The sequence below is a fragment of the Streptomyces sp. NPDC050287 genome, assembly GCF_044459385.1.
Classification (GTDB): Bacteria; Actinomycetota; Actinomycetes; order Streptomycetales; family Streptomycetaceae; genus Streptomyces.
The window spans coordinates 339732-358516 of the sequence record NZ_JBITIY010000005.1 but is presented as its reverse complement, the minus strand read 5'-3'; the positions used below and the strand labels follow the sequence as shown (position 1 = coordinate 358516).

Below are 18785 nucleotides of genomic sequence, written 5' to 3'. Positions count from 1 at the left end.
TCAGGGGCGCGGCCCCGGCGCCGGCCGGATGTTCTGGTTGAGATGGAAGAGGTTGTCCGGGTCGAGGTCGGCCTTGACGGCGGCCAGGCGGTCGTAGTTGCCGCGGTAGCTTGCCCGGACGCGTTCCTGGCCCTCGTCCATCATCATGTTGACGTAGGCGCCGCCCGCCGAGTACGGGTGCAGGGCGTCGAAGTAGTCGACTGTCCACCGCCTGACGAGCTCGGCGTTGGCCGGGTCGGGGTCGACGCCGGCGTAGACCGAGGCCCAGGTGGAGTCGCGGTAGGCCCAGGGGGTCTCGTCGGGGCCGACGTCGTGGGCGGCGCCGTCGATCGGGTAGAGGTGCATCGTCGACTGCATGGTGGGCACCTCGGCGCCGAACTTGGCGTGGAGTTGGACGGCGTCGTCGGGGATGGTGTCGACGAAGTCGGCGCGCCAGTACCACTGGTGTCCGGGCGGGTAGAGCCCGTCGAACATGGCCTGCATGTCGGGGTGCGGCATCGCCGACGGCGCGTGCAGCAAGGGCGTGGGCAGGGCGTCGAGCAGCGGGGCCATCTGCCACGCGGCCGCCTCGGGGTCGTCGCCCGTGTGGCACCAGACCACGCCGGCGATCTTGCGCAGCTGGATGTCCTCGGGGAACGGCGGGGCGGGCGGGACCGTGCCGTGCAGGAAGAAGGCGTTGAGCTCGCGGGGTGCCTGCGGGAGGAAGTCCCGGTAGGCGGCGAGAACGTCGGCGCTGGTCTCGACGGGCCAGAAGGTCGGTCCGGCGATCACCGTGCTGACGTCGTGCAGGCGGAACAGGAACGAGGTGACGACGCCGAAGTTGCCGCCTCCGCCGCGGATCGCCCAGAACAGGTCGCGGTTCTCGTCGGCGTTCGCCCGCACCCGGCTGCCGTCGGCGAGGACGACGTCGGCCTCCAGCAGGTTGTCGATGGTCAGGCCGCACTTGCGGGTGAGGTGGCCGAGCCCGCCGCCGGTGGCGATGCCGCCGACGCCGGTGGTGGAGATGATGCCGCTGGGGGTGGCGAGGCCGTGGGCGTGGGTGGCGCGGTCGACCTCGCCCCAGACGCAGCCGCCTCCGACCCGGACCGTGCGGGCCTCGGGGTCGACGTGTATGTCCTTGAGCGGGGAGAGGTCGGCGACCACTCCCCCGTCGACGGTGCCGAGTCCGGCGCCGTGGTGGCCGCCGCCCCGGACCGCGAGCGGCAGGGCGTGCGAGCGGGCGAAGCCGATCACGCGGGCGACGGCGTCCGCGTCGGCGCAGCGGGCGACGAGGGCGGGGCGCCGGTCGATCATCGCGTTGTAGACGGCGCGGGCCTCGTGATAGGCGGAGTCGTCCGGGCCGATCAACTCGCCGGTGAAGTCGGTGAGTTCACGGCGAGCGGCGTGGACGGGTGTGCTGGTCATGCGGGTCCCCCGTTGTCGTTTCGGGTCGATCCGCCCGTTCTATCCGCTCGCACCGGTGCGGGTATCCGTGGCGGTCACCCAGCTCGGGCCCGCCGCATACCTACGTTTCGCGGCCGTCGATCAGTCCGAGTTCCGTGGCGCGGACGGCGGCGTGGCGCCGGGTCGGCGCGTCGAGTTTGTCGAGCACCGCACGGACGTGATTGTCGACCGTACGCACCGACACCACGAGCCGTTCGGCGATCTCGGCGTTGGTCAGTCCCTCGGTCAGCAACCGCATGACCTCAAGCTGGCGTTCGGTGAGTCCGGCGGGATTGCGACGGGTCGCCGCGAGCGGGCCGCGGGGGATGTGGGGCACGCCGAGGCGGCGCAGGTCCGCGCGGACCAGCCGGGCGGCCGGTTCGGCTCCGAGCGCGTCGAAGGCGGCGAGCGCGGTGAGCTGGTCGGCTGCCTCCGGGCTCTCCGCGAGCGCGGCGGCGTGTTCGTAGGGGCAGCCCGCCCGCTGCCAGAGCGCGGCGGCCCGCCGCCACTCGCCGCGAGCCTGGAGCGCGTACGGATGGTCCGAGTCGTCGGTGCGGACCGGGTGGCCGGCCTTGGTGAGCCAGTAACCGAGTTCGTCGCGGTGCGGGGCGCCGGGCAGTCGGCTCGCCTGGGCGTGGACCGGTTGGGCGGCGGCGACCACAGCGGCCGGGTCCCCGCACAGCCAGGCCGCCTCGGCCCGGGCGGCCGCCACCGGCCCGGTGCGCTGCAGTTCCTTGGTGCGTACGGCGATCTCCCAGGCCTCGGCGAGGAGTTCACCGGCGCCGGGCAGACCGCGGCGGGCGCGGATGCGGGCGAGGACGGTCAGGGCGGGGCAGCGGGCCGGGACGAAGTCGTGCATGCCGAACTCGGCGTGCTTCTCGGCCTCGTCCCAGTCGGCGGCGGCCAGGCGTCGCATGGCCAGTTCGACGTGCAGGTAGTTCAGGAATCCGAGGTGTCCGGCGCGGTCGGCCAGGTCCATGGCCGGGGGCAGGAAGCGGTCGGCCTCGGCGAACCGGAGGCCGTCGAGCAGGTTCCAGATGATGTTGGCGTAGGCCCGGCAGGCGTGTTCGACCTCGCCGGCGGCGAGCGCGACCTCCAGGCTCTCCTCCAACTGGTGGCGTCCGGCCGGCTCGCCGCCGCGCCAGCGGGCCGTGCCCACGTTGTTGAGGGCGTGCGAGAGGATCGCCGGATCGTCGACCTTGCGCGCCAGGACGATGGCGCGCTCACCGTGTTCGACGGCCTCGGCGTACCGCTCTGACAGCATGCGCAGTTGGGCCGTGTTGCTGTGGGCGAGGGCCAGCAGCCGGTCGTCGCCCGCGTGTTCCAGGACGGCCACGGCCTCGCGGGCCGCCTCCTGCGCGTGTTCGGCGTCTCCGGCCCACCAGTGGATCCGGGACAGCCAGCGCAGGTCGGCGCCGAGGGCGAGGGTGTCACCGAGGGTGCGGCGCAGGGCGACGGCTTCCCGCTGGGCGGGCACGGCCGCGGCGGTGTCGGCGATGGTGTAGCTCTCCACGGCGTACCGTTCGAGCAGCCCGGCGAGTTCGGCCGGGGCGTAGCGGTGCCGTTCACGCAGGACGAGCCGCAGGTGGGCGGCGGCCTCGCGGTGGGCGCCGGCGCCGGAGGCGTCCTGGGCGGCGTCGGGTCCGTAGCGGGCGACGGCGTCCTGGTCGCCGGCCTGTGCGGCGTGGTGGACGAGGCGGGCGGCGTCGGTGCCGGGGCGGGTGACGAGGGCCGCGAGGACGGTGCGGTTGAGCTCGATCCGCCGGGCGGCGGGCAGGGAGTCGGCCACGGCCCGCCGGATCAGCTCGTGCCGGAACGTCACCCGTTCCGGGGTCACGGTCAGCAGTCCGCGCTGTTCGGCCGGCGCCAGCACGGCAACGCCCTCCGTCAGCAGGGCGTCGACGAGCGGGCGTTCGACGGCCGAGGGGACGACGGCGAGCCGCTCCAGTGCGGCCAGGGCGGCGGCGTCCAGTCCGCGCAGCCGGGCGAGTACGGCGTCGACGACCGTCGGGGGCACGTCCCCGGTGTCGCCGGCGGCCACGACCTCGGTGACGAAGAAGGGGTTGCCCGAGGTCACCTGGTGGACGTGCGCCGCGTCGAGCCGCCCGGTGGCGCTGAGGGTGCGTACGGCGTCGAGGGAGAGCCGGGCCAGGGGCATCCGGTGCATCCGGGCTGCGCGGGAGACCTGTCCGAGCAGGTGGCGCAGGGGGTGCCCGGTGCTCAACTCGTCGTCGCGGTAGGTCAGGACGAGCAGTGCGGGCAGCCGCTCGATCCGCCGTACCAGGAAGCGCAGGGCGTCCAGGGACGCCTCGTCGGCCCAGTGCACGTCCTCGATGACGAGCACCGCCGGATGGGGGGCGCCGGCCAGCTCGGTGTGCAGGGCCTCGTGGACGCGGTACCGGTCGCCGCCCTCCAGGACGGCCCGCGCCAGCTCGCTGCCGACACTGCCGACGAGGTCGCGGAACGGGCCGAGGGGGCGGCGGGTGTCCAGGTCGTCGCAGGCGCCGACGAGGATCCGGGCACGGTCGGGCAGCACCTTGGGCATGGCCCGGACCAGGCTCGACTTGCCGATGCCCGCCTCGCCGAAGACGAGGACCACGGAACCGGCCCCGTCGGCCGCCTCCCGCGCCGCCCGGGCCAGTCGTTCCAGCTCGGGCTCCCGCTCGAGGATCCCCTGGTGCACGGCCCAGATTCTGCCACTCGCGGGACCGCCCCGGACCGTGCACGACCGGACGCCTGTGCACTGCCGGCAGGACATCGGGCTGCGAACGGCCGGAACTGGTGGCTCGTGTCCCTCGGCACTCTTCTGATCCCTTGGCGCTCTTCTGTCCCGGGGTGGCTCTCCCGTCCCGCCCACGGTCTTTCGCCGCGTTCTCCGGTGGGACCGACGCCGGTGTGGCCCACCCCGCGCAGGCGGACGGGACGACCCCCACGGGGGCATGGGTGGCCATGGCACTGCTCGGCGCGTCGGGCGGACAACGGGTTGTGCGTACGGCGCAGAGGGCCACGTACGCGCAGTGACCCCGTCGGGAGACGGCCGCCCACGGGCAGTGACCGCATCGGGAGGCAGCGACGTACGCTCCGTGAGGCATCGGGACGGCCGCCCGCGCGCGCCGAACGATCGGGTCGGCGGGCCGCCCGCGCCCCGGGTGACCGCGTCAAAGACGGCGACCGGTGATCTGCGCAGCCGCCAGGAGGACCTCGTACCCGTCACGCCGCGCTCGGCGCCTGCTGACCCCGCCCGACGCTAGGAACGGCGGCGGGGCTTGCCGCGTCTGCCTCCGGTCGCGCCGCCGGAACCGCCCCGCGGGTTGCGGGCCGTCGCCTTGCCGGGCACGGGCTTGCGGCGGGCGGGGGGCTTGTCCTTGGCCTTGGCCTTCTCCTTGGGCTGCGCTGCCTGCGCCGGACGGCCCCGGGTACTGTTGACCGTGCGGCCGCGGACGATGCCGATGAACTCCTCGACCAGGTCGGTGGTCGCGTCCTCCGGCCAGGAGAGAGCGACGCCGGACTCGGGGGCGTCGACGACCGGGCGGTAGGTGAGGTCCCGGCGGTGGTGAAGGCGGGCCAGGGACTGGGGGACGACGAGGAGGCCGATGCCGGCCGCCACCAGTTCGACGGCGTCGGCCGCGGTGGCGGGCCGCTCGAACGCGGGCTCTCCCGGCGGCGCCTCCCAGTCGAGGACGTCGTCGAGGGGGTGCAGCACGGTCTCGTCCGCGAGATCGGCGCACTCCACTTCGTCCGCCGCCGTCACGACGTGGTCCTTGGGGACCACGACGACCGTCGTCTCGGTGTAGAGGGGGATCGCGCTGAAGACCGTACGGTCGACGGGGAGCCGTACCAGCGCCGCGTCCGCGCGGCCGTCGCGCAGCACGTCAGGTGCCTCGGCGGCCGACACCGCGACCAGCTCCAGGGGGACGTCGGGCAGGCGTTCGTTCCATATCCGCACCCACTTGCCGGGGGTGACTCCCGGGACGTAGGCGAGCCGGAAGGAAGGGGATGCCGCAGTGCCTGTCACCTGGCCAGGCTACCGGGCGTGGTCTCAGGGCTCGTGCGCGGTCGTTAGTCTGGACACCATGAAGTCGCACCAGACCACCCAGACGATGAAGCCCGCGACCGCGGCGAAGAAGCTGGGTGTGTACCTCCCGGCCACCCCCGCAGAGTTCCAGGAGGGCGTCGTCACCCGCGCCGAGCTGAACGAGCTCCAGGCGAACCCGCCCGAGTGGCTGCGGGAGTTGCGACGCACCGGACCGCACCCGCGCCCCGTGGTCGCGGCGAGGCTCGGTGTCTCCATCGCCGGGCTCGCGCGCGGCGGCGTCACCGAACCGCTCACCACCGAGCAGATCGACGCGCTCAAGCAGGAGCAGCCCGAGTGGCTGGAGAAGGAGCGCGCCACGCAGGCCGACGTCCGCAAGGAGGCGGCGCGCATCAAGGAGAAGAAGGACGCCGAGCGCGCCCAGTCCTCCTGACCTCGGCGTAGGCTGCCGCCTCCCTCTCTTGTTCCCGGCGCGGAAACTCCCGTGCGCCGGCGCCCGTCGTCCTGCGACCATGCCGGGATGGGCCACCCTCTGGAACCGCTGGTCGTCCGGCACACCCACCGTCTCCCCTCCCCCGCGGGACCCGCCGGGGAGGGCACCGTCGCGGCGCGGCAGTTCGACGCGGCGCTGATGTCCGTGGGCTTCAAGCTCTCGACCGAACTGCTGGAGCAGTTGTCGGCGCTGTCGGAGGGCACGGTCGTCGACACCGCCGCGCGCACGCTGCGTATCGTCCGCGAGATGGTCGGCGACCACGTCCGCCACAACGCCTACTTCGTCGACTTCCCGGCCAATGTGCCGGACACGCTCGACTTCTGGATGCGCTGCATGCGCGAGGCCCTCGACGACGAGTCCACCCGCGCCGGCACGCTCGAGCAGCTGAGCCGCGGCGTCGTGAACCTGCTCACCCTGCCCTCGTACGGCCGCTACCAGCACACGTACGCCGAGATGCTCGCCGCCCACGACGAGCTGATCGCCGCCGCGGGTGACCGGCTGACGGTTCTGCACCCGGGCGGCGCGGCGGACGACGAGGTGAGCGCCCTCTACCTGGCGCTGGCCGGCAGCGTGACCCCGCTGGGCGAGGAGGTCCTCGCCGACCTGACGGCGCTCGCGGCACACTGCGCGGACGGACCGCAGCCGGAGTCGATCCCGGTCCGGGAGAACCGCGCGGTCGTCAACGAGGCCCGGCTGACGGTGGGCGCGAGCCCGCTCCTCGACACCGTCACCGATGTGCTGCGCCTGGCGTGCGCGCTGTCGGGCGGCGACGTGACCCTGCGGGAGCCGACGCGGTTCCGGGCGCTGTCCCGGCCGGTGCGGCGCGCGTTGATGGCCGGGCTGGACGACGTCGTGGCCGCGGCTCCCGCCAAGCTCGCGGACGTCCTGGCGCACCGCGAGGCCTTCAAGCGGCTCGGGGAGCGGCTGCACCCGCACGAGTACCCGGACCGGCCGTACGCGGCCCAGGTGTTCGCCGTCGCGCGCGGCGAGCGAAAGGTCCGTTCGTTCGAGAGCCAGGTGGAGGAGCTGCTCGACCGGGACGAGGTCACCGCGGCGGCCGAGTTGCTTGCGTCGGCCCCCGGCAAGCTGCTGCGTTCGCTGGACCGGCTGCTGCGCAGGGCCGCCACCGCGGGTGAGCGCGATGCCGTCGTGGCCGCCGTCGAGCGGGCCGCGCCCTCGGTCTCCGGCCGGGTCTTGCTGTCGGTCCGCGAGCACCTGCACAACCGGGACCGGGAGACCGGCGAGCGGCGCGTGTTCATCAACCGCCTGGGCCGGGCCTGGGTCGCTTCCGATGACCGTGCGCCCGTACCGGCGCCGGACCGGGAGCGTCTGACGGCCGCGCTCGACGCGGAAGTCCGGCGCCGGCTCCCGGCGCCGGACACGCTGTTGATCGACCCCCAGGTCCTCGACGTGGCGCTGCCGCTGAGCGGGCGGGCGACCGCGGCCGGTCTCGGTGTGCTGCCGCGCGGGTCGGTCTCCCCGGTCGACGGTGAGCTGCTGCGTTTCTTCGTGTACTGGAAGCAGACCGAGGAGACCACCGACTACGACCTGTCGGCACTGATCTTGGACGCCTCCTACAAGACCGTCTCGTGGCTGTCGTACACCGAACTGTCCAACCTGGACGGCGAGCACTCCGGCGACATCGTCGAAGCGCCCGAGGGCGCCTCGGAGTTCATCAACCTGCCGCTCGGTGCTGTGCGCGGCACGTTCGTCGTCCCGCAGGTCAACATCTTCTCCGGGGAGGGCTTCGAGGAGGTCGAGGAGTCGTTCTTCGGCTTCATGCTGCGCGAGGCCGAGCAGCAGGGGCGGCCGTTCGAGCCGCGGACGGTGCGGATGAAGTCGGAGCTGCGCGGTCCGGGGCGGGTGGCGCTGCCGCTGGCGTTCCGGCGCGGCGACGACGGTCGGTGGCACGCCAAGTGGCTGCACCTGTATCTGAAGGGGATGCCGACGTCCAACCGGGTCGAGGAGAACCGGGTGTCGGTGGCCACGCTGGTGCGGGCCGTCGTCGAGCGTGAGCAGCTGACGGTGCGGTACCTCGCCGACGTGTTGGCCGACGGCTCGGTGGGGGTGACGCTGTGGGACGGCTGTTCCGTCCCGGACGGGCCCGTCACCTATGTCGGTCTCCAGCGCCCGGAGGGGCTGCACCCGGACTCCCAGGTCATCACCCTCGAAAATCTGCGCGACTTGATCCCGGACTGACTGTTACCGTTGATCACGGCGAGGCCATGAAGGGGCTTCCTTCTCTCAACTCTGCAAAAGTTCCGTAGTCCCTTCGCTTTCCTCGCATCGATCTCGGATCGGACGGCCCTGCGGCGCGGCTCAGCGCGCCAGGGCCGTTCGTGCTTCCGCGAGTGCCTGTTCCGCGTATCCGCGGCCGAAGAGCACGGCGTGCACCAGGAGCGGGAAGAGCTGGTGCAGACCGATACGGTCCCGCCAGCCGGCGGCGAGCGGGGCCGCCTGCTGGTAGCCCTCCAGCACCCGGTCCAGGTGGGGGCAGCCGAAGAGGTGGAGCATCGCGAGGTCGGTCTCGCGGTGGCCGCCGTGCGCGGCCGGGTCGATCAGCCGGACCTGGTCGTCGTCGCCCCAGAGCACGTTGCCGTTCCACAGGTCGCCGTGCAGCCGGGCCGGCGGTTCCGCCGGTCCCGCGAGCTCGGGCAGCCGTACGCAGACCTCTTTGACGACAGCGGCTTCGGCGGGGCGCACCGTGCCGTCGTCGACCGCGTGGCGCAGGTACGGCAGCACCCGGTGTTCGGCGTACCAGGCGGGCCAGTCGGTGCCCTCGATGTTCCGCATCGGGGCGCGTCCGATGTACGCGTCCGTCGGGCCGCCGGGCGGTGGGGCGCCGAACGCGGGTGCGCCACAGGCGTGCAGGGCGGCCAGGTCCCGGCCGAACCGGACCGCCGCGCCGGTGCTCGGCCGTCCTTGCTGCACCCGGCCGATCACCAGGTGGTGCGGGTCCTCGCCGTGCAAGGTCGGCACGCGGACGGCTCCGGCCTCGGCCAGCCAGCGCAGCCCGGCGGCCTCGGCCTGCACAGCGCCGGGGCCGTCACCCCGCTTGACCACGACCGACCGGCCGTCATCGAGGGTGACTTCGGCGAGCCCGCCGGACAGTGGCCGTTCGCCGGTCACCGGCCGTCCGGTGAGCCGGGCCGCCACGGCGCCGGGAGTCTCATCGCCGTCGGGCGTCGTACGAGTGGTCATGCGGTACCGAACCATGTCTCGGCGAGCGCGGGAAGCGAACCGTCCGCTCCTGCCCGCGTCAGCCTCTCGTCGGGGACGATCGCGTCCCGCCCCTCGTCCGTCTCCACCACAGACAGCATGATCCGGACCGTAGGCACACGGCTCGCCGACGGACAAGGGCATTCCCGAGGAACGTCTCCCTCGTGTGGGGCATCGGTGAATTGTTCCAGCCATGTCTTGACATTCTGATGAAACGATTCGTAGCTTGGGCGATCATTTAGATTCGTGAAGAAAGTTCATGAATGTGAACGGAGGGTGTCCATGGGCGATCGCCGACGACGCCGCCGCCTGGCCGCCGTGGCCGCCGTCACGGGATTGATGTGCGCAACGGCCGCCTGTGGCCCGGGGTCCGAAAGCGCCGGTGCCGGTGACCCGAACACACTGGAGGTGTGGACCCGGAGCAATCCGGACGACGCCGCCACCTACGACCGGGTGTTCGCCGCTTTCACCAAGAGGACCGGGATCAAGGTCGACTACCAGCCGGTCGTCAACTTCGACCAGCAGCTCCAGAGCCGGGCGTCCACCAAGGACCTGCCCGACGTCATGATCAACGACACGGCTCTGATGGGCAGTTACCAGAGCCAGGGCCTGCTCAAGCCGATCGATCCCGCGTCGATCGCGGGCGGCGACCAGATCACCGGCAAGAGCTGGTCGTCCACGGTGGGCATCGACGGCAAGCACTACGGCATCCCGTACTCCCGCCAGGCCATGACCCTGATGATCCGCAAGGACTGGCTGAAAAAGCTCGGTCTCCAGGCGCCGACGACCTGGCTGGAGATGCTCACCGTCGCCAAGGCCTTCGCCACGCGGGACCCGGACGGCGACGGCAAGGCCGACACCTACGGCATGGTCGTCCCCGGCAGCGCCCAGAACGGCTACGCCGCCTGGTGGGGCGCCAGCTACCTCTGGCAGGGCGGCGCGAAGATCATCGAGTCGGACGGCCAGGGCGGCTACCGCCCCGCCATGGATTCGGCGGCGGCGGTGAAGACCGTCACCTGGCTGAAGGACAACCTCTTCTGCGGCGCCAAGAACGTCGTCCAGCCGGGCGCGCTCACCGCCGTCACCGGCAACGCCACCAACTTCCAGGACGGCAACGCCGGCATGTACCTCACCGGCCCCTACAACATCACCACATTCGACGCGACGCCCGGCAAGAACACGTACGAGGTCGTCCCCGCCCCCTCCGGCCCGGCCGGGTCCGATGTGCTGGCCGAGGGCGAGAACGTGTACTTCGGCGCCAGGACCGGCAAGACCGAGCAGGAGCGGACGCTGGCCGCGTTCCTCGTCTCCCCCGAGGGTCAGCGAATCGCCATGACCAGCGTCGACGGCCACCAGCCGGTCGTCCGTATCCCCGTCAACTCCACACTGGACGCCGCCGAGGTGCGCGACGACGCCCGCTGGAGGGTCGTGCAGAAGGCGTACGAGGAACGCTCGGAGCAGTTCCCGAACGCGCCGGACTTCGCCCCGGTCAAGCAGGACACCGCCGACAGTCTCAACGCGATCTTCACGTACTGCGGCAGCGACGTCCGCTCGGGCCTGAAGGAACTCAACGACACCCTTGCCGGTGACCTCAAGGACCAGGACCTGTTGAAATGACCGCGACCGTCACCGCGCCCCAGCGGCGCCGAGTGCTCAGCAAGCGGGCGGTGCTGCCCTGGGTGTTCCTCGCCCCCGGACTGCTGCTCGCCCTCGTCTTCAAGTTCCTGCCCATGGGCAAGGGCATGTGGCTCAGCTTCTTCAAGGTCCGGCCGTTCCTCGGCGACCAGTGGGTCGGGCTCGACAACTACACCCGGGTGCTGACCGACCACCGCTTCCAGGAAGCCATCGGCCACACCCTGGTTCTCGGCCTCGGCCAGTCGGTCGGCGCGATCGTCGTCGGCTTCCTGCTGGCACTGCTCCTCGAAGGCCAGGCCCGCTCGCTGAAGATCATGCGTACGGCCGTCTTCCTGCCGGTCGTCACCGCGACCGCCGTCGTCGGCGAGTTGTGGCGGCTCATGTACTACCCGACGTCCGACGGCCTGATCAACCACGGTCTGAGCTTCCTCGGCCTCGGGCCCGTGCAGTACCTGGACAACCCCAGCACCGCGCTGTGGGCGACGATGGTGATGAGTATCTGGATGATCGCCCCGTACAACATGGTGATCATCCTCGCCGGTCTCGCGGGCGTCGACCGGACCCTGTACGAGGCCGCCGCGATGGACGGCGTCTCCCTGTGGCAGCGGCTGCGGTATGTGACTCTGCCCGCGATCCGCCCCGCGCTCGGCATCGTCCTCACCCTCGCCGCGATCCGCGGACTGCGCGTCTTCACCGAGGTGTACGTGCTGACCGGCGGCGGACCTGCGGGGTCCACGGAGGTCTGGATGACCCGCGCCTACACCCTCGGCTTCACCCGCAACGACATCGGCGGCGCCTCCGCGGCCTCCGTGGTGCTGCTCTGCGTGACCCTGCTGCTGACCGTCACGGTCAACTACTTCCGCAAGAGGGGAGACGTCCGATGAGCGCACCCGCCATCGAGCCCGTCCGGGCCCCGGCGCCGTCCGCCGCGACCGGCAAGGCCGCCGCCTCCCGGCGCGCCACCCCCGCCCGCTTCGACACCGCCCTCGGCTGGAGCGACCGACCCGGCGTCTCCTGGGCGCTGAGGATGCTGCTCTGCGCGATCGCACTGGGCGTCTTCGCGGCGCCGTTCCTGACGATCCTCTCCGGCGCCTTCACCGCGCACGCCAGCGGCTCCTCCCTGTCCTTCCTGCCGCACGACAGCACGCTGCAGAACTTCGAGGTGGCCGGCGAACGCGGGATCTGGGACTACTTCACCAACTCCCTGGTCATCGCGGGCGGTGCGCTGCTGCTCCAGCTCGCGGTGTCGGTGCTCGCCGCGTACGCGCTGGCCCGGCACAGGTTCCGCGGCCAGGCCCTGATCCTGACCCTGTTCATGCTGACGATGATGCTCCCCGAGGAGGTCATCGCCATCCCGTTGTCCCTGGTCCTCGGGCACGTCCCGGTGGTCGGCCTGGATCTGAAGGGCACGGCCTGGGGTGTGATCCTGCCGCTCGGAGCCTGGGGCTTCTCCGTGATGCTCCTGACCGAGTTCATGAAGGACGTCCCCACCGAGATCGAGGAGGCCGCCCGTCTCGATGGCGTCGGCGAGTTCCGGATGCTGTGGCAGGTCGTGCTGCCGCTGTGCAAGCCCGCCCTCGGCGTGGCCGGCGTGCTCGGTTTCGTCATGATCTGGGACCAGTACCTGCTGCCCCTGATCGCCTCCAAGGACCCCACCGACTACACGGTCACCGTGGCCCTGTCCATCCTGCGCACCGACCCCGAGGTCGGGTCCGGAGTGGTGCTGGCCGGTGCGGTCATCGCCCTGGTCCCCAGCCTGATCGTCTATCTGCTCCTCCAGCGCTCGCTGGTCACCGGAATCGCCGCCGGTGCCACCAAGGGCTGATCCCGCCCCCACCTTCGAGGGAGACATGAAGTTCCAAGGAGTGCTGTTCTTCCCGGTCACACCGTTCGCCGCGGACGGTTCGCTGGACGAGGAACGGCTCGGCCGGCATATCGAGGCCGGTGTCGCCGCCGGCGCGGGCGGCGTGTTCGTCGCCTGCGGGACCGGCGAGTTCCACGCCCTGACACCCGACGAGATCGAACGGGCCACGCAGGTCGCCGTCGACACCACCGCCGGTCGCGTACCCGTCCTGGCGGCGGCCGGCGGCCCGGTCCCGGTCGCCCGCGACCAGGCCGCCCGTATCGAGCGGGCCGGCGCCGACGGCATCCTGCTGCTGCCGCCGTACCTGGTGACCGCTCCGCAGCGGGGCCTGGTGCGGTACGTCGAGGAGATCACCGCGGCCACCGGCCTGCCCGTGATCTTCTACCAGCGCGGCACGGCACGGCTCACCGAGCCGACGGCCGCCCAACTCGCCGCCCTGCCGCACGTCGTCGGCCTCAAGGACGGCATCGGTGACATCGAGCGGATGCACCGCATCGTCCGGGCGGTCCGGGCCGTGCCGGGCGCGGAGGACTTCCAGTTCTTCAACGGCCTGCCCACCGCCGAGATGACCGCGTCCGCCTACCGCGCCATCGGCGTCGGCCTGTACTCCTCGGCGGTCTTCGCCTTCGCCCCGGAGATCGCCCTGGCCTTCCACCGGGCGCTCGCCGAGAACGACGAGGCGCTCCTCACCACGCTCCTCGACGAGTTCTACGGCCCTCTCGTGGCCCTCCGCGACGAGGTCCCCGGATACGCTGTGGCCCTCGTCAAGGCCGGAGTGACCCTGCGCGGCCTGGACGTGGGCGGTGTACGGGCGCCCTTGCTGGATCCGACACCGGAGCATGTCGCCCGGCTGGCGAAACTCCTCGACCACGGCCTGGAGGTGATCGGCGCGTGAGTTCTACCAGGAACGGTATGAATCCCACCAGGATCAGGGAGCTGATCGTCACCCCGATCGCCTTCGGCGACCCGCCGCTGCTCAACTCCAACGGCGTCCACGAACCCCTCGCCCTGCGCGTGATCCTCCAACTCGTCCTGGAGGACGGCACGGTGGGCCTCGGCGAGTCGCCGGGCGGCACCGAGCGGCTGGAGCGGCTTCAGGTGGCGGCGAAGGTGGTCGTCGGCATGGACGTCTTCGACACCACGGCACTCGCGGCCGCGATCGACGCCGTCCTGCTGCCGACCGTGCCCAGCTCCCACGAACGCGGCTGGACCACCTCCGCGGTGGAGGTGGCCTGCCTGGACGCGCAGGGCAAGCTGCTCGGGCGGCCGGTCAGCGACCTGCTCGGGGGCACGGTCCGCGACTCCGTGCCGTTCGCCGCGTACCTCTTCTACAAGTGGGCCGAGCACCCCGCCCTCGACGGCCGCGCGGCCGTCGGCGACGACTGGGGCGCGGCCCTGGACCCGGCCGGGATCGTCGAGCAGGCCCGCCTCATGCAACAGCGCTACGGCTTCCGCTCCTTCAAGCTGAAGGGCGGTGTCTTCCCGCCCGACGAGGAGATCGCCGCGATCAGGGCGCTGGCGGAGGCCTTCCCCGGGCAGCCGCTGCGGCTGGACCCCAACACGGCCTGGACGGCGGAGACCTCCACGTACGTCGCCCGCGAACTCGACGGCGTGCTGGAGTACTTGGAGGATCCGACCGGGGGCATCTCCGGGATGGCGGAGGTGGCGAAGGACTCGCCGCTTCCGCTCGCGACCAACATGTGCGTGATCGCCTGGGAACACCTGAAGCCGGCGATCGAGCAGAACGCGATCCAGGTCCTGCTCACCGACCACCACTACTGGGGCGGGCTGCGCCGCACGCGGGAACTGGCCGCCGTCTGCGAGGCGTTCGATCTGGCGCTGTCGATGCACTCCAATTCGCACCTCGGGATCAGCCTCGCCGCCATGACCCACGTGGCCGCGGCCATCCCGAACCTCGACCACTCCTGCGACACGCACTACCCGTGGAACTCGGCGGACGACGTGATCGTCCCCGGCGTTCTGGAGATCCGCGACGGCGAGGTCAAGGTCCCCACCGGTCCCGGTCTCGGCGTGGAGCTCGATCACGACGCCCTCGACCGGCTGCACCGGCTGTATGTGGACTCCGGTGTGCGGTCGCGGGACGACACCGGGTACATGCGGCGGATCCAGCCGGAGTACGAGCTCAGACTGCCTCGGTGGTGAGGATGGCCGGGGCCGCGGTGAGGCGCGGGGCGCGCCGGTGTCTCAGCCGGCGTGCAGGGCCGTACGCAGGGTGCTGCTCGCCTGCTTGACGGCGGCCTCGGCGGCGCGCGTCCCACGCAGGGCGTCGAGCATCACGAAGTCGTGGATGATGCCCTGGTAGCGGACCGCGGTGACGGGGACGCCGGCCTCGCGCAGCTTGCCCGCGTAGGCCTCGCCCTCGTCGCGCAGGACATCGGCCTCGGCGGTGATGACCAGGGCCGGGGGCAGTCCGGTCAGCTGCTCGGTCGTGGCGCGCAGCGGGGACGCGGTGATCTCGGCGCGCTGCTTCTCGTCGGTCGTGTACTGGTCCCAGAACCACTGCATGCCGTCGCGGCGCAGGAAGTAGCCCTCCGCGAACTGCCGGTAGGAGCCGGTGTCGAAGGCGGCGTCGGTGACCGGGTAGAAGAGCACCTGGTGGACCAGCGGCACGTCACCGCGTTCCTTGGCCATCAGGGTCAGCGCGGCGGCCATGTTGCCGCCGACCGAGTCCCCGGCCACCGCGATCCGCGTGCCGTCCAGGTAGTGAGCGGTCCCTTCGGCGACGATCCACTGGGCGACGGTGTAGTTCTGCTCGACGGCGACCGGGTAGCGGGCCTCGGGCGAGAGGTCGTACTCCGGGAAGACCACGGCGGCGTCGGCGCCCACGGCGAGTTCGCGGACCAGGCGGTCGTGGGTGTGGGCGTTGCCGAAGACCCAGCCGGCGCCGTGGATGTAGAGGATGACCGGGAGGACACCGGTGGCCTTGGCCGGGCGGACGACCCGGACGCGGACGCTGCCCGTGGGCCCGCCGGAGACGGTGATCCACTCCTCGTCGACGGCCGGCTTCTCGATCTCGCCGGACTGGACCTCGTCGACCGCCTTGCGGCCCTCGGCGGGCGGCAGGTCGAAGAGGTACGGCGGGTTCGCGGTGGCCTCGGCGAAGGCCTGTGCGGCGGGTTCCAGAACGGGGCGGGTGCCGGTCATGGCGATCTCCTCGGATCGGGTGCCGCGGTGGCCTCCGGCGGGGGTTCCGGACCGGAGGAGCGGCACACCAAGGACAGTAGCGCCCGACTAAGTCGTGCGCAACTTATTTGGCCTCGATAGAATCGAGGGGACTCGAAGGATAGGGTGGTGTTCGTCATGTCGAGCACGTTGAGCACAGAGACCGGGAGCCGCACCGTGGAGGCAGCCGCTGAACCGGCCGAGGGGTCACTGCTCCTGGACGACCAGCTCTGTTTCGCCCTGTACGCCGCCTCCCGCGCGGTGACCGCGCGCTACCGGCCGCTGCTGGACGAACTGGGGCTCACCTATCCGCAGTACCTCGTCATGCTCGTGCTGTGGGAGCAGGACGAGATCTCGGTGCGCGAGCTGGGCGCCGCGCTGCAACTGGAGTCCAGCACCCTGTCGCCGCTGCTCAAGCGCCTGGAGGCGAACGGCCTGCTGCACCGTGAGCGGCGGGCGGACGACGAGCGGTCCGTGTCGATCCGGCTGAGCGAGGCGGGGGCGCGGCTGCGGGAACGGGCGGGCAGGGTTCCCCTGGCCATCGGAGCGGCCATGGGGCTCACACCCGAACAGGACGCCCTGGCCAAGCAGTTGCTCCGCCTGCTCACCGCGAACGTCAGCGCCGGCTGAGGGCGCGCTCGCTGAGTGCGGGCGGAGCAGTCGTACCGCTGATGGGTCACGGGGTGCGGATGGCCTTACCCCGTCACTGCCTGCGGAACTCCTCCGCTCACTCGTTGCGCAGTACCTCCGCCACCGGGCCGCTCTCCAAGCCGGGATGTACGCGCCCAGGACCGCGATCGTGACGCCCGTGGACGCCAGAGCGAGCGGGGCGGCGCCCTGCCAGACGTCCGTCATGTACGCGGCAGGGTGATGTCGATCGCCTCGGCCGTCCTCGGGACGACCAGCCGGTGGCCGACCATACCCAGCGGGATGCCGAGCAGGGAGCCGCACGTGCCGAGGACCGCCATCGATGTCACCGTCATCACCTGTCGAGCGCCGACAGGTCGTCGACCAGGTTGAAGAACTGGAAGACCATGCCGATGCGGCGCCGCCGGTACAGCGCGAGGCCCTTCTCGCTCGACTCCCCCACGTTCTCTCCGTGGACGACGACCGTGCCACCGCTCAGCCGGTCCAGCCCGGCGATCATGTTGAGCAAGGTCGACTTGCCGAACCCCGAGGGCCCCATCACGGCGACCGCCTCCCCCGCCCGGATCGCCAGCGTGACGCCGTCCAGCGCGGTCGTCTCGGCCGTACTCCTTGCGCACACCGTCGAGTCGTGCGACGGCCTCTCCCCTGCTCTCCCAGTGATCATGTCCAAGACGCTACGGAGGAGAGCGCTGCCTGAACATCCCTCCGGGGATGGCAGAGGGCCGGGCGTTTCGCAGTGCGCGCAGTCCATCGTGGTATGCGCGGGGTGGACCAGGCGGACGTCCCGCCCGTGCTTGCGGCCCATCTCGATCAGGGCGGCCTTGGTGGCGCCGATGGCGGCGTCGGCGGCCTTGCGGGCCATGGTGGTCCTGGCGAGGAACCTCGGGCGAAAGTCCTCGACCGCGATGGCGTCGTGGTCACGGACCACCTTCTTGGCCCACTTACGGCCGGTGTCCTGACGCTGCCTGGCGACCTTCTTGTACGCCTTCGCCCGCAGTCTCTTCGCCTCGCGGTAGCCCTTCGACGCCGGTTGTCCCTTCTTCGGCTTGCGGCGGGCCATCATCCGGTCGTACCGGGTCAGCTTCGCCCGGGCCTTCTGGCCGTGCCCGGCGTGTGGCAGGTCGTGGGTGTCGGAGGTGGTGGTCGCGGTCTGTTTCACGCCCCAGTCGACGCCGAGTGCGCGGCCGGTCTGCGGCAGGGGCTGGACCTGGGCGGGGACGACGAACGAGGCGTACCAGTGCCCGAGGCTCCGGGCAGCCGCGCCCGCTGCCGCAGGGCATCGACGTGACGGCGTACCGCATCGTGCAGGAGGCGCTGACCAACGCGCTCCGGCACGGCGACGGCGGCAAGGCCGAGGTCACCGTGCGGTACGCCGACCACGCGCTGCGGGTGGAGGTGCTGAACACCGGCCCGAGCGTCCTGACCGGCACCGCTCCGGCGCGGACGCGACCACGCCACGGGCAGGGTACGGGACGCGGGCTGCTCGGACTGCGCGAGCGGGTCGCGGTGTACGGCGGGGACCTGGACGCCCGCCGTCGCCTCGGCGGCGGCTACCGGGTCCGGGCGCGCATCCCCCTGGACCGCCCGTGACGGCGCCCCGCGTCCTCGTCGCCGACGACCAGACCCTCATCCGGACCGGGTTCCGGCTGATCCTGAACGCCCGCGGCATCGAGGTGGTGGGCGAGGCGGCCGACGGCGTGGAGGCGGTGACGCGGGCCCGCGAACTGAAGCCCGACGTCGTGCTGATGGACATCCGCATGCCGGCCATGGACGGCCTGGAGGCCACCCGGCGCATCCTCGGACAGGCGCCGGACTGCCGCGTGCTCATGCTGACCACCTTCGACCTGGACCGCTACGTCTACACCGCCCTCTCGATCGGGGCCAGCGGCTTCCTGCTGAAGGACGTCACCCCGAGCATCTGGCGGCAGCCGTACGGCTGGTCGGCACCGGTGACGCCCTGCTGGCCCCGTCCATCACCCGGCGTCTGGTCGAGCGCTTCGCCTCCGACCCCGGCCGCCCGCCGGCCGTGCACGCCGACCTCGCCGCCCTGACCCCCCGTGAGCTGGAGGTCCTGACTCTGCTGGCCCGCGGCCTGTCCAACTCCGAACTCGCCGCCGAACTGACCTTGAGCGAGGCCACGGTGAAGTCCCACGTGGCCCGCGTCTTCGCCAAGCTGGCCCTGCGGGACCGCGCCCAGGCGGTCGTCCTCGCCTACGAGACGGGGCTGGTCCGGCCGCGCGGGCTCAAGGAACGGTGATCCGCGGTCTTCCCCGCGCGGCGGTGGCCTG

16 protein-coding genes and 3 pseudogenes are annotated in these 18785 nt (G+C 71.8%); 10 read left to right on the top strand and 9 right to left on the bottom strand.

Annotated elements, in window-relative coordinates; all coding sequences use genetic code 11:
* From ACIBK3_RS20195 to ACIBK3_RS20185, 3 genes are all read right to left on the bottom strand, one after another.
* A complete protein-coding gene (locus ACIBK3_RS20195; RefSeq protein WP_399367138.1) occupies positions 1-1404 on the bottom strand; it encodes an FAD-binding oxidoreductase in 1404 nt (467 codons plus the stop codon).
* 100 nt (positions 1405-1504) lie between these two features.
* Positions 1505-4105 carry an ATP-binding protein gene (locus tag ACIBK3_RS20190; RefSeq protein ID WP_399367136.1) on the bottom strand — a complete coding sequence of 867 codons (2601 nt, stop codon included), beginning with the start codon at positions 4103-4105 and terminating at the stop codon, positions 1505-1507.
* A 564-nt stretch (positions 4106-4669) separates the two neighbouring features.
* Positions 4670-5437, bottom strand: coding sequence for a LysR substrate-binding domain-containing protein (locus ACIBK3_RS20185; RefSeq protein WP_399367134.1), 768 nt, complete (start codon positions 5435-5437; stop codon positions 4670-4672).
* Between the two features lie 58 nt (positions 5438-5495).
* On the opposite strand from ACIBK3_RS20185, the gene ACIBK3_RS20180 reads away from it, so the two are divergent.
* Positions 5496-5888 carry a DUF5997 family protein gene (locus ACIBK3_RS20180; RefSeq protein WP_399367132.1) on the top strand — a complete coding sequence of 131 codons (393 nt, stop codon included), beginning with the start codon at positions 5496-5498 and terminating at the stop codon, positions 5886-5888.
* Positions 5889-5975: 87 nt separating this feature from the next.
* Positions 5976-8147: a hypothetical protein gene (locus ACIBK3_RS20175; protein WP_399367130.1), complete on the top strand. Its 2172-nt coding sequence runs from the start codon at positions 5976-5978 to the stop codon at positions 8145-8147.
* A 120-nt stretch (positions 8148-8267) separates the two neighbouring features.
* Here the strand turns inward: ACIBK3_RS20175 and ACIBK3_RS20170 are convergent, their stop codons facing one another.
* Positions 8268-9149, bottom strand: coding sequence for a fructosamine kinase family protein (locus ACIBK3_RS20170; protein WP_399367128.1), 882 nt, complete (start codon positions 9147-9149; stop codon positions 8268-8270).
* Positions 9146-9268 carry a hypothetical protein gene (locus ACIBK3_RS20165; RefSeq protein ID WP_399367126.1) on the bottom strand — a complete coding sequence of 41 codons (123 nt, stop codon included), beginning with the start codon at positions 9266-9268 and terminating at the stop codon, positions 9146-9148. The genes ACIBK3_RS20170 and ACIBK3_RS20165 overlap by 4 nt, the downstream gene beginning before the upstream one ends.
* A gap of 181 nt (positions 9269-9449) precedes the next feature.
* Between ACIBK3_RS20165 and ACIBK3_RS20160 the strand changes: the two genes are divergently transcribed.
* From ACIBK3_RS20160 to ACIBK3_RS20140, 5 genes are read left to right on the top strand one after another with little or no spacing between them, the layout of a single operon-like run.
* On the top strand, positions 9450-10784 hold the full coding sequence (locus ACIBK3_RS20160) for an extracellular solute-binding protein (RefSeq protein WP_399367124.1): 1335 nt from the start codon (positions 9450-9452) through the stop codon (positions 10782-10784).
* The gene (locus ACIBK3_RS20155) at positions 10781-11686 is read left to right on the top strand and encodes a carbohydrate ABC transporter permease (RefSeq protein WP_399367122.1); all 906 of its coding nucleotides are present in this window, start codon (positions 10781-10783) and stop codon (positions 11684-11686) included. The genes ACIBK3_RS20160 and ACIBK3_RS20155 overlap by 4 nt, the downstream gene beginning before the upstream one ends.
* Positions 11683-12627: a carbohydrate ABC transporter permease gene (locus tag ACIBK3_RS20150; RefSeq protein WP_399367120.1), complete on the top strand. Its 945-nt coding sequence runs from the start codon at positions 11683-11685 to the stop codon at positions 12625-12627. The genes ACIBK3_RS20155 and ACIBK3_RS20150 overlap by 4 nt, the downstream gene beginning before the upstream one ends.
* 25 nt (positions 12628-12652) lie before the next feature.
* Positions 12653-13561, top strand: a complete 909-nt coding sequence (locus ACIBK3_RS20145; protein WP_399367118.1) for a 5-dehydro-4-deoxyglucarate dehydratase — start codon at positions 12653-12655, stop codon at positions 13559-13561.
* A gap of 17 nt (positions 13562-13578) precedes the next feature.
* Entirely contained in the window at positions 13579-14829 is a 1251-nt protein-coding gene (locus ACIBK3_RS20140) for a glucarate dehydratase family protein (RefSeq protein ID WP_399367116.1), read from the top strand.
* Positions 14830-14871: 42 nt separating this feature from the next.
* On the opposite strand, the gene ACIBK3_RS20135 is transcribed toward ACIBK3_RS20140, so the two are convergent.
* Positions 14872-15831, bottom strand: coding sequence for an alpha/beta hydrolase (locus ACIBK3_RS20135; protein ID WP_399367114.1), 960 nt, complete (start codon positions 15829-15831; stop codon positions 14872-14874).
* 156 nt (positions 15832-15987) lie between these two features.
* On the opposite strand from ACIBK3_RS20135, the gene ACIBK3_RS20130 reads away from it, so the two are divergent.
* Complete coding sequence (locus ACIBK3_RS20130) at positions 15988-16479, top strand: MarR family winged helix-turn-helix transcriptional regulator (RefSeq protein ID WP_399367112.1); 492 nt, start codon at positions 15988-15990, stop codon at positions 16477-16479.
* A gap of 221 nt (positions 16480-16700) precedes the next feature.
* Here ACIBK3_RS20130 and ACIBK3_RS20125 read toward each other — a convergent pair whose 3' ends face one another.
* The 3 genes and pseudogenes from ACIBK3_RS20125 to ACIBK3_RS20115 all read right to left on the bottom strand — a co-directional run.
* Entirely contained in the window at positions 16701-16826 is a 126-nt protein-coding gene (locus ACIBK3_RS20125) for a hypothetical protein (RefSeq protein ID WP_399367110.1), read from the bottom strand.
* Between the two features lie 11 nt (positions 16827-16837).
* A pseudogene (locus ACIBK3_RS20120) lies at positions 16838-17114 on the bottom strand (ATP-binding cassette domain-containing protein); the annotation flags it as partial.
* Between the two features lie 116 nt (positions 17115-17230).
* Positions 17231-17749 (bottom strand): annotated as a pseudogene (locus ACIBK3_RS20115) (RNA-guided endonuclease InsQ/TnpB family protein); the annotation flags it as partial.
* A gap of 32 nt (positions 17750-17781) precedes the next feature.
* Here ACIBK3_RS20115 and ACIBK3_RS20110 point away from each other — a divergent pair.
* Together ACIBK3_RS20110 and ACIBK3_RS20105 are read left to right on the top strand one after the other, a co-directional pair.
* The gene (locus ACIBK3_RS20110) at positions 17782-18087 is read left to right on the top strand and encodes an ATP-binding protein (RefSeq protein ID WP_399367108.1); all 306 of its coding nucleotides are present in this window, start codon (positions 17782-17784) and stop codon (positions 18085-18087) included.
* A pseudogene (locus ACIBK3_RS20105) lies at positions 18084-18754 on the top strand (response regulator). Before ACIBK3_RS20110 ends, ACIBK3_RS20105 begins: the two are co-directional and overlap by 4 nt.
* Positions 18755-18785 lie beyond the last annotated feature (31 nt).

Coding starts and splice junctions, on each gene's coding strand:
- ACIBK3_RS20155 (WP_399367122.1), top strand. CDS start 10,781: ATGACCGCGACCGTCACCGCGCCCCAGCGGCGCCGAGTGCTCAGCAAG.
- ACIBK3_RS20130 (WP_399367112.1), top strand. CDS start 15,988: ATGTCGAGCACGTTGAGCACAGAGACCGGGAGCCGCACCGTGGAGGCA.
- ACIBK3_RS20175 (WP_399367130.1), top strand. CDS start 5,976: ATGGGCCACCCTCTGGAACCGCTGGTCGTCCGGCACACCCACCGTCTC.
- ACIBK3_RS20195 (WP_399367138.1), bottom strand. CDS start 1,404: ATGACCAGCACACCCGTCCACGCCGCTCGCCGTGAACTCACCGACTTC.
- ACIBK3_RS20180 (WP_399367132.1), top strand. CDS start 5,496: ATGAAGTCGCACCAGACCACCCAGACGATGAAGCCCGCGACCGCGGCG.
- ACIBK3_RS20140 (WP_399367116.1), top strand. CDS start 13,579: ATGAATCCCACCAGGATCAGGGAGCTGATCGTCACCCCGATCGCCTTC.
- ACIBK3_RS20135 (WP_399367114.1), bottom strand. CDS start 15,831: ATGACCGGCACCCGCCCCGTTCTGGAACCCGCCGCACAGGCCTTCGCC.
- ACIBK3_RS20170 (WP_399367128.1), bottom strand. CDS start 9,149: ATGACCACTCGTACGACGCCCGACGGCGATGAGACTCCCGGCGCCGTG.
- ACIBK3_RS20145 (WP_399367118.1), top strand. CDS start 12,653: ATGAAGTTCCAAGGAGTGCTGTTCTTCCCGGTCACACCGTTCGCCGCG.
- ACIBK3_RS20160 (WP_399367124.1), top strand. CDS start 9,450: ATGGGCGATCGCCGACGACGCCGCCGCCTGGCCGCCGTGGCCGCCGTC.
- ACIBK3_RS20150 (WP_399367120.1), top strand. CDS start 11,683: ATGAGCGCACCCGCCATCGAGCCCGTCCGGGCCCCGGCGCCGTCCGCC.
- ACIBK3_RS20165 (WP_399367126.1), bottom strand. CDS start 9,268: ATGCTGTCTGTGGTGGAGACGGACGAGGGGCGGGACGCGATCGTCCCC.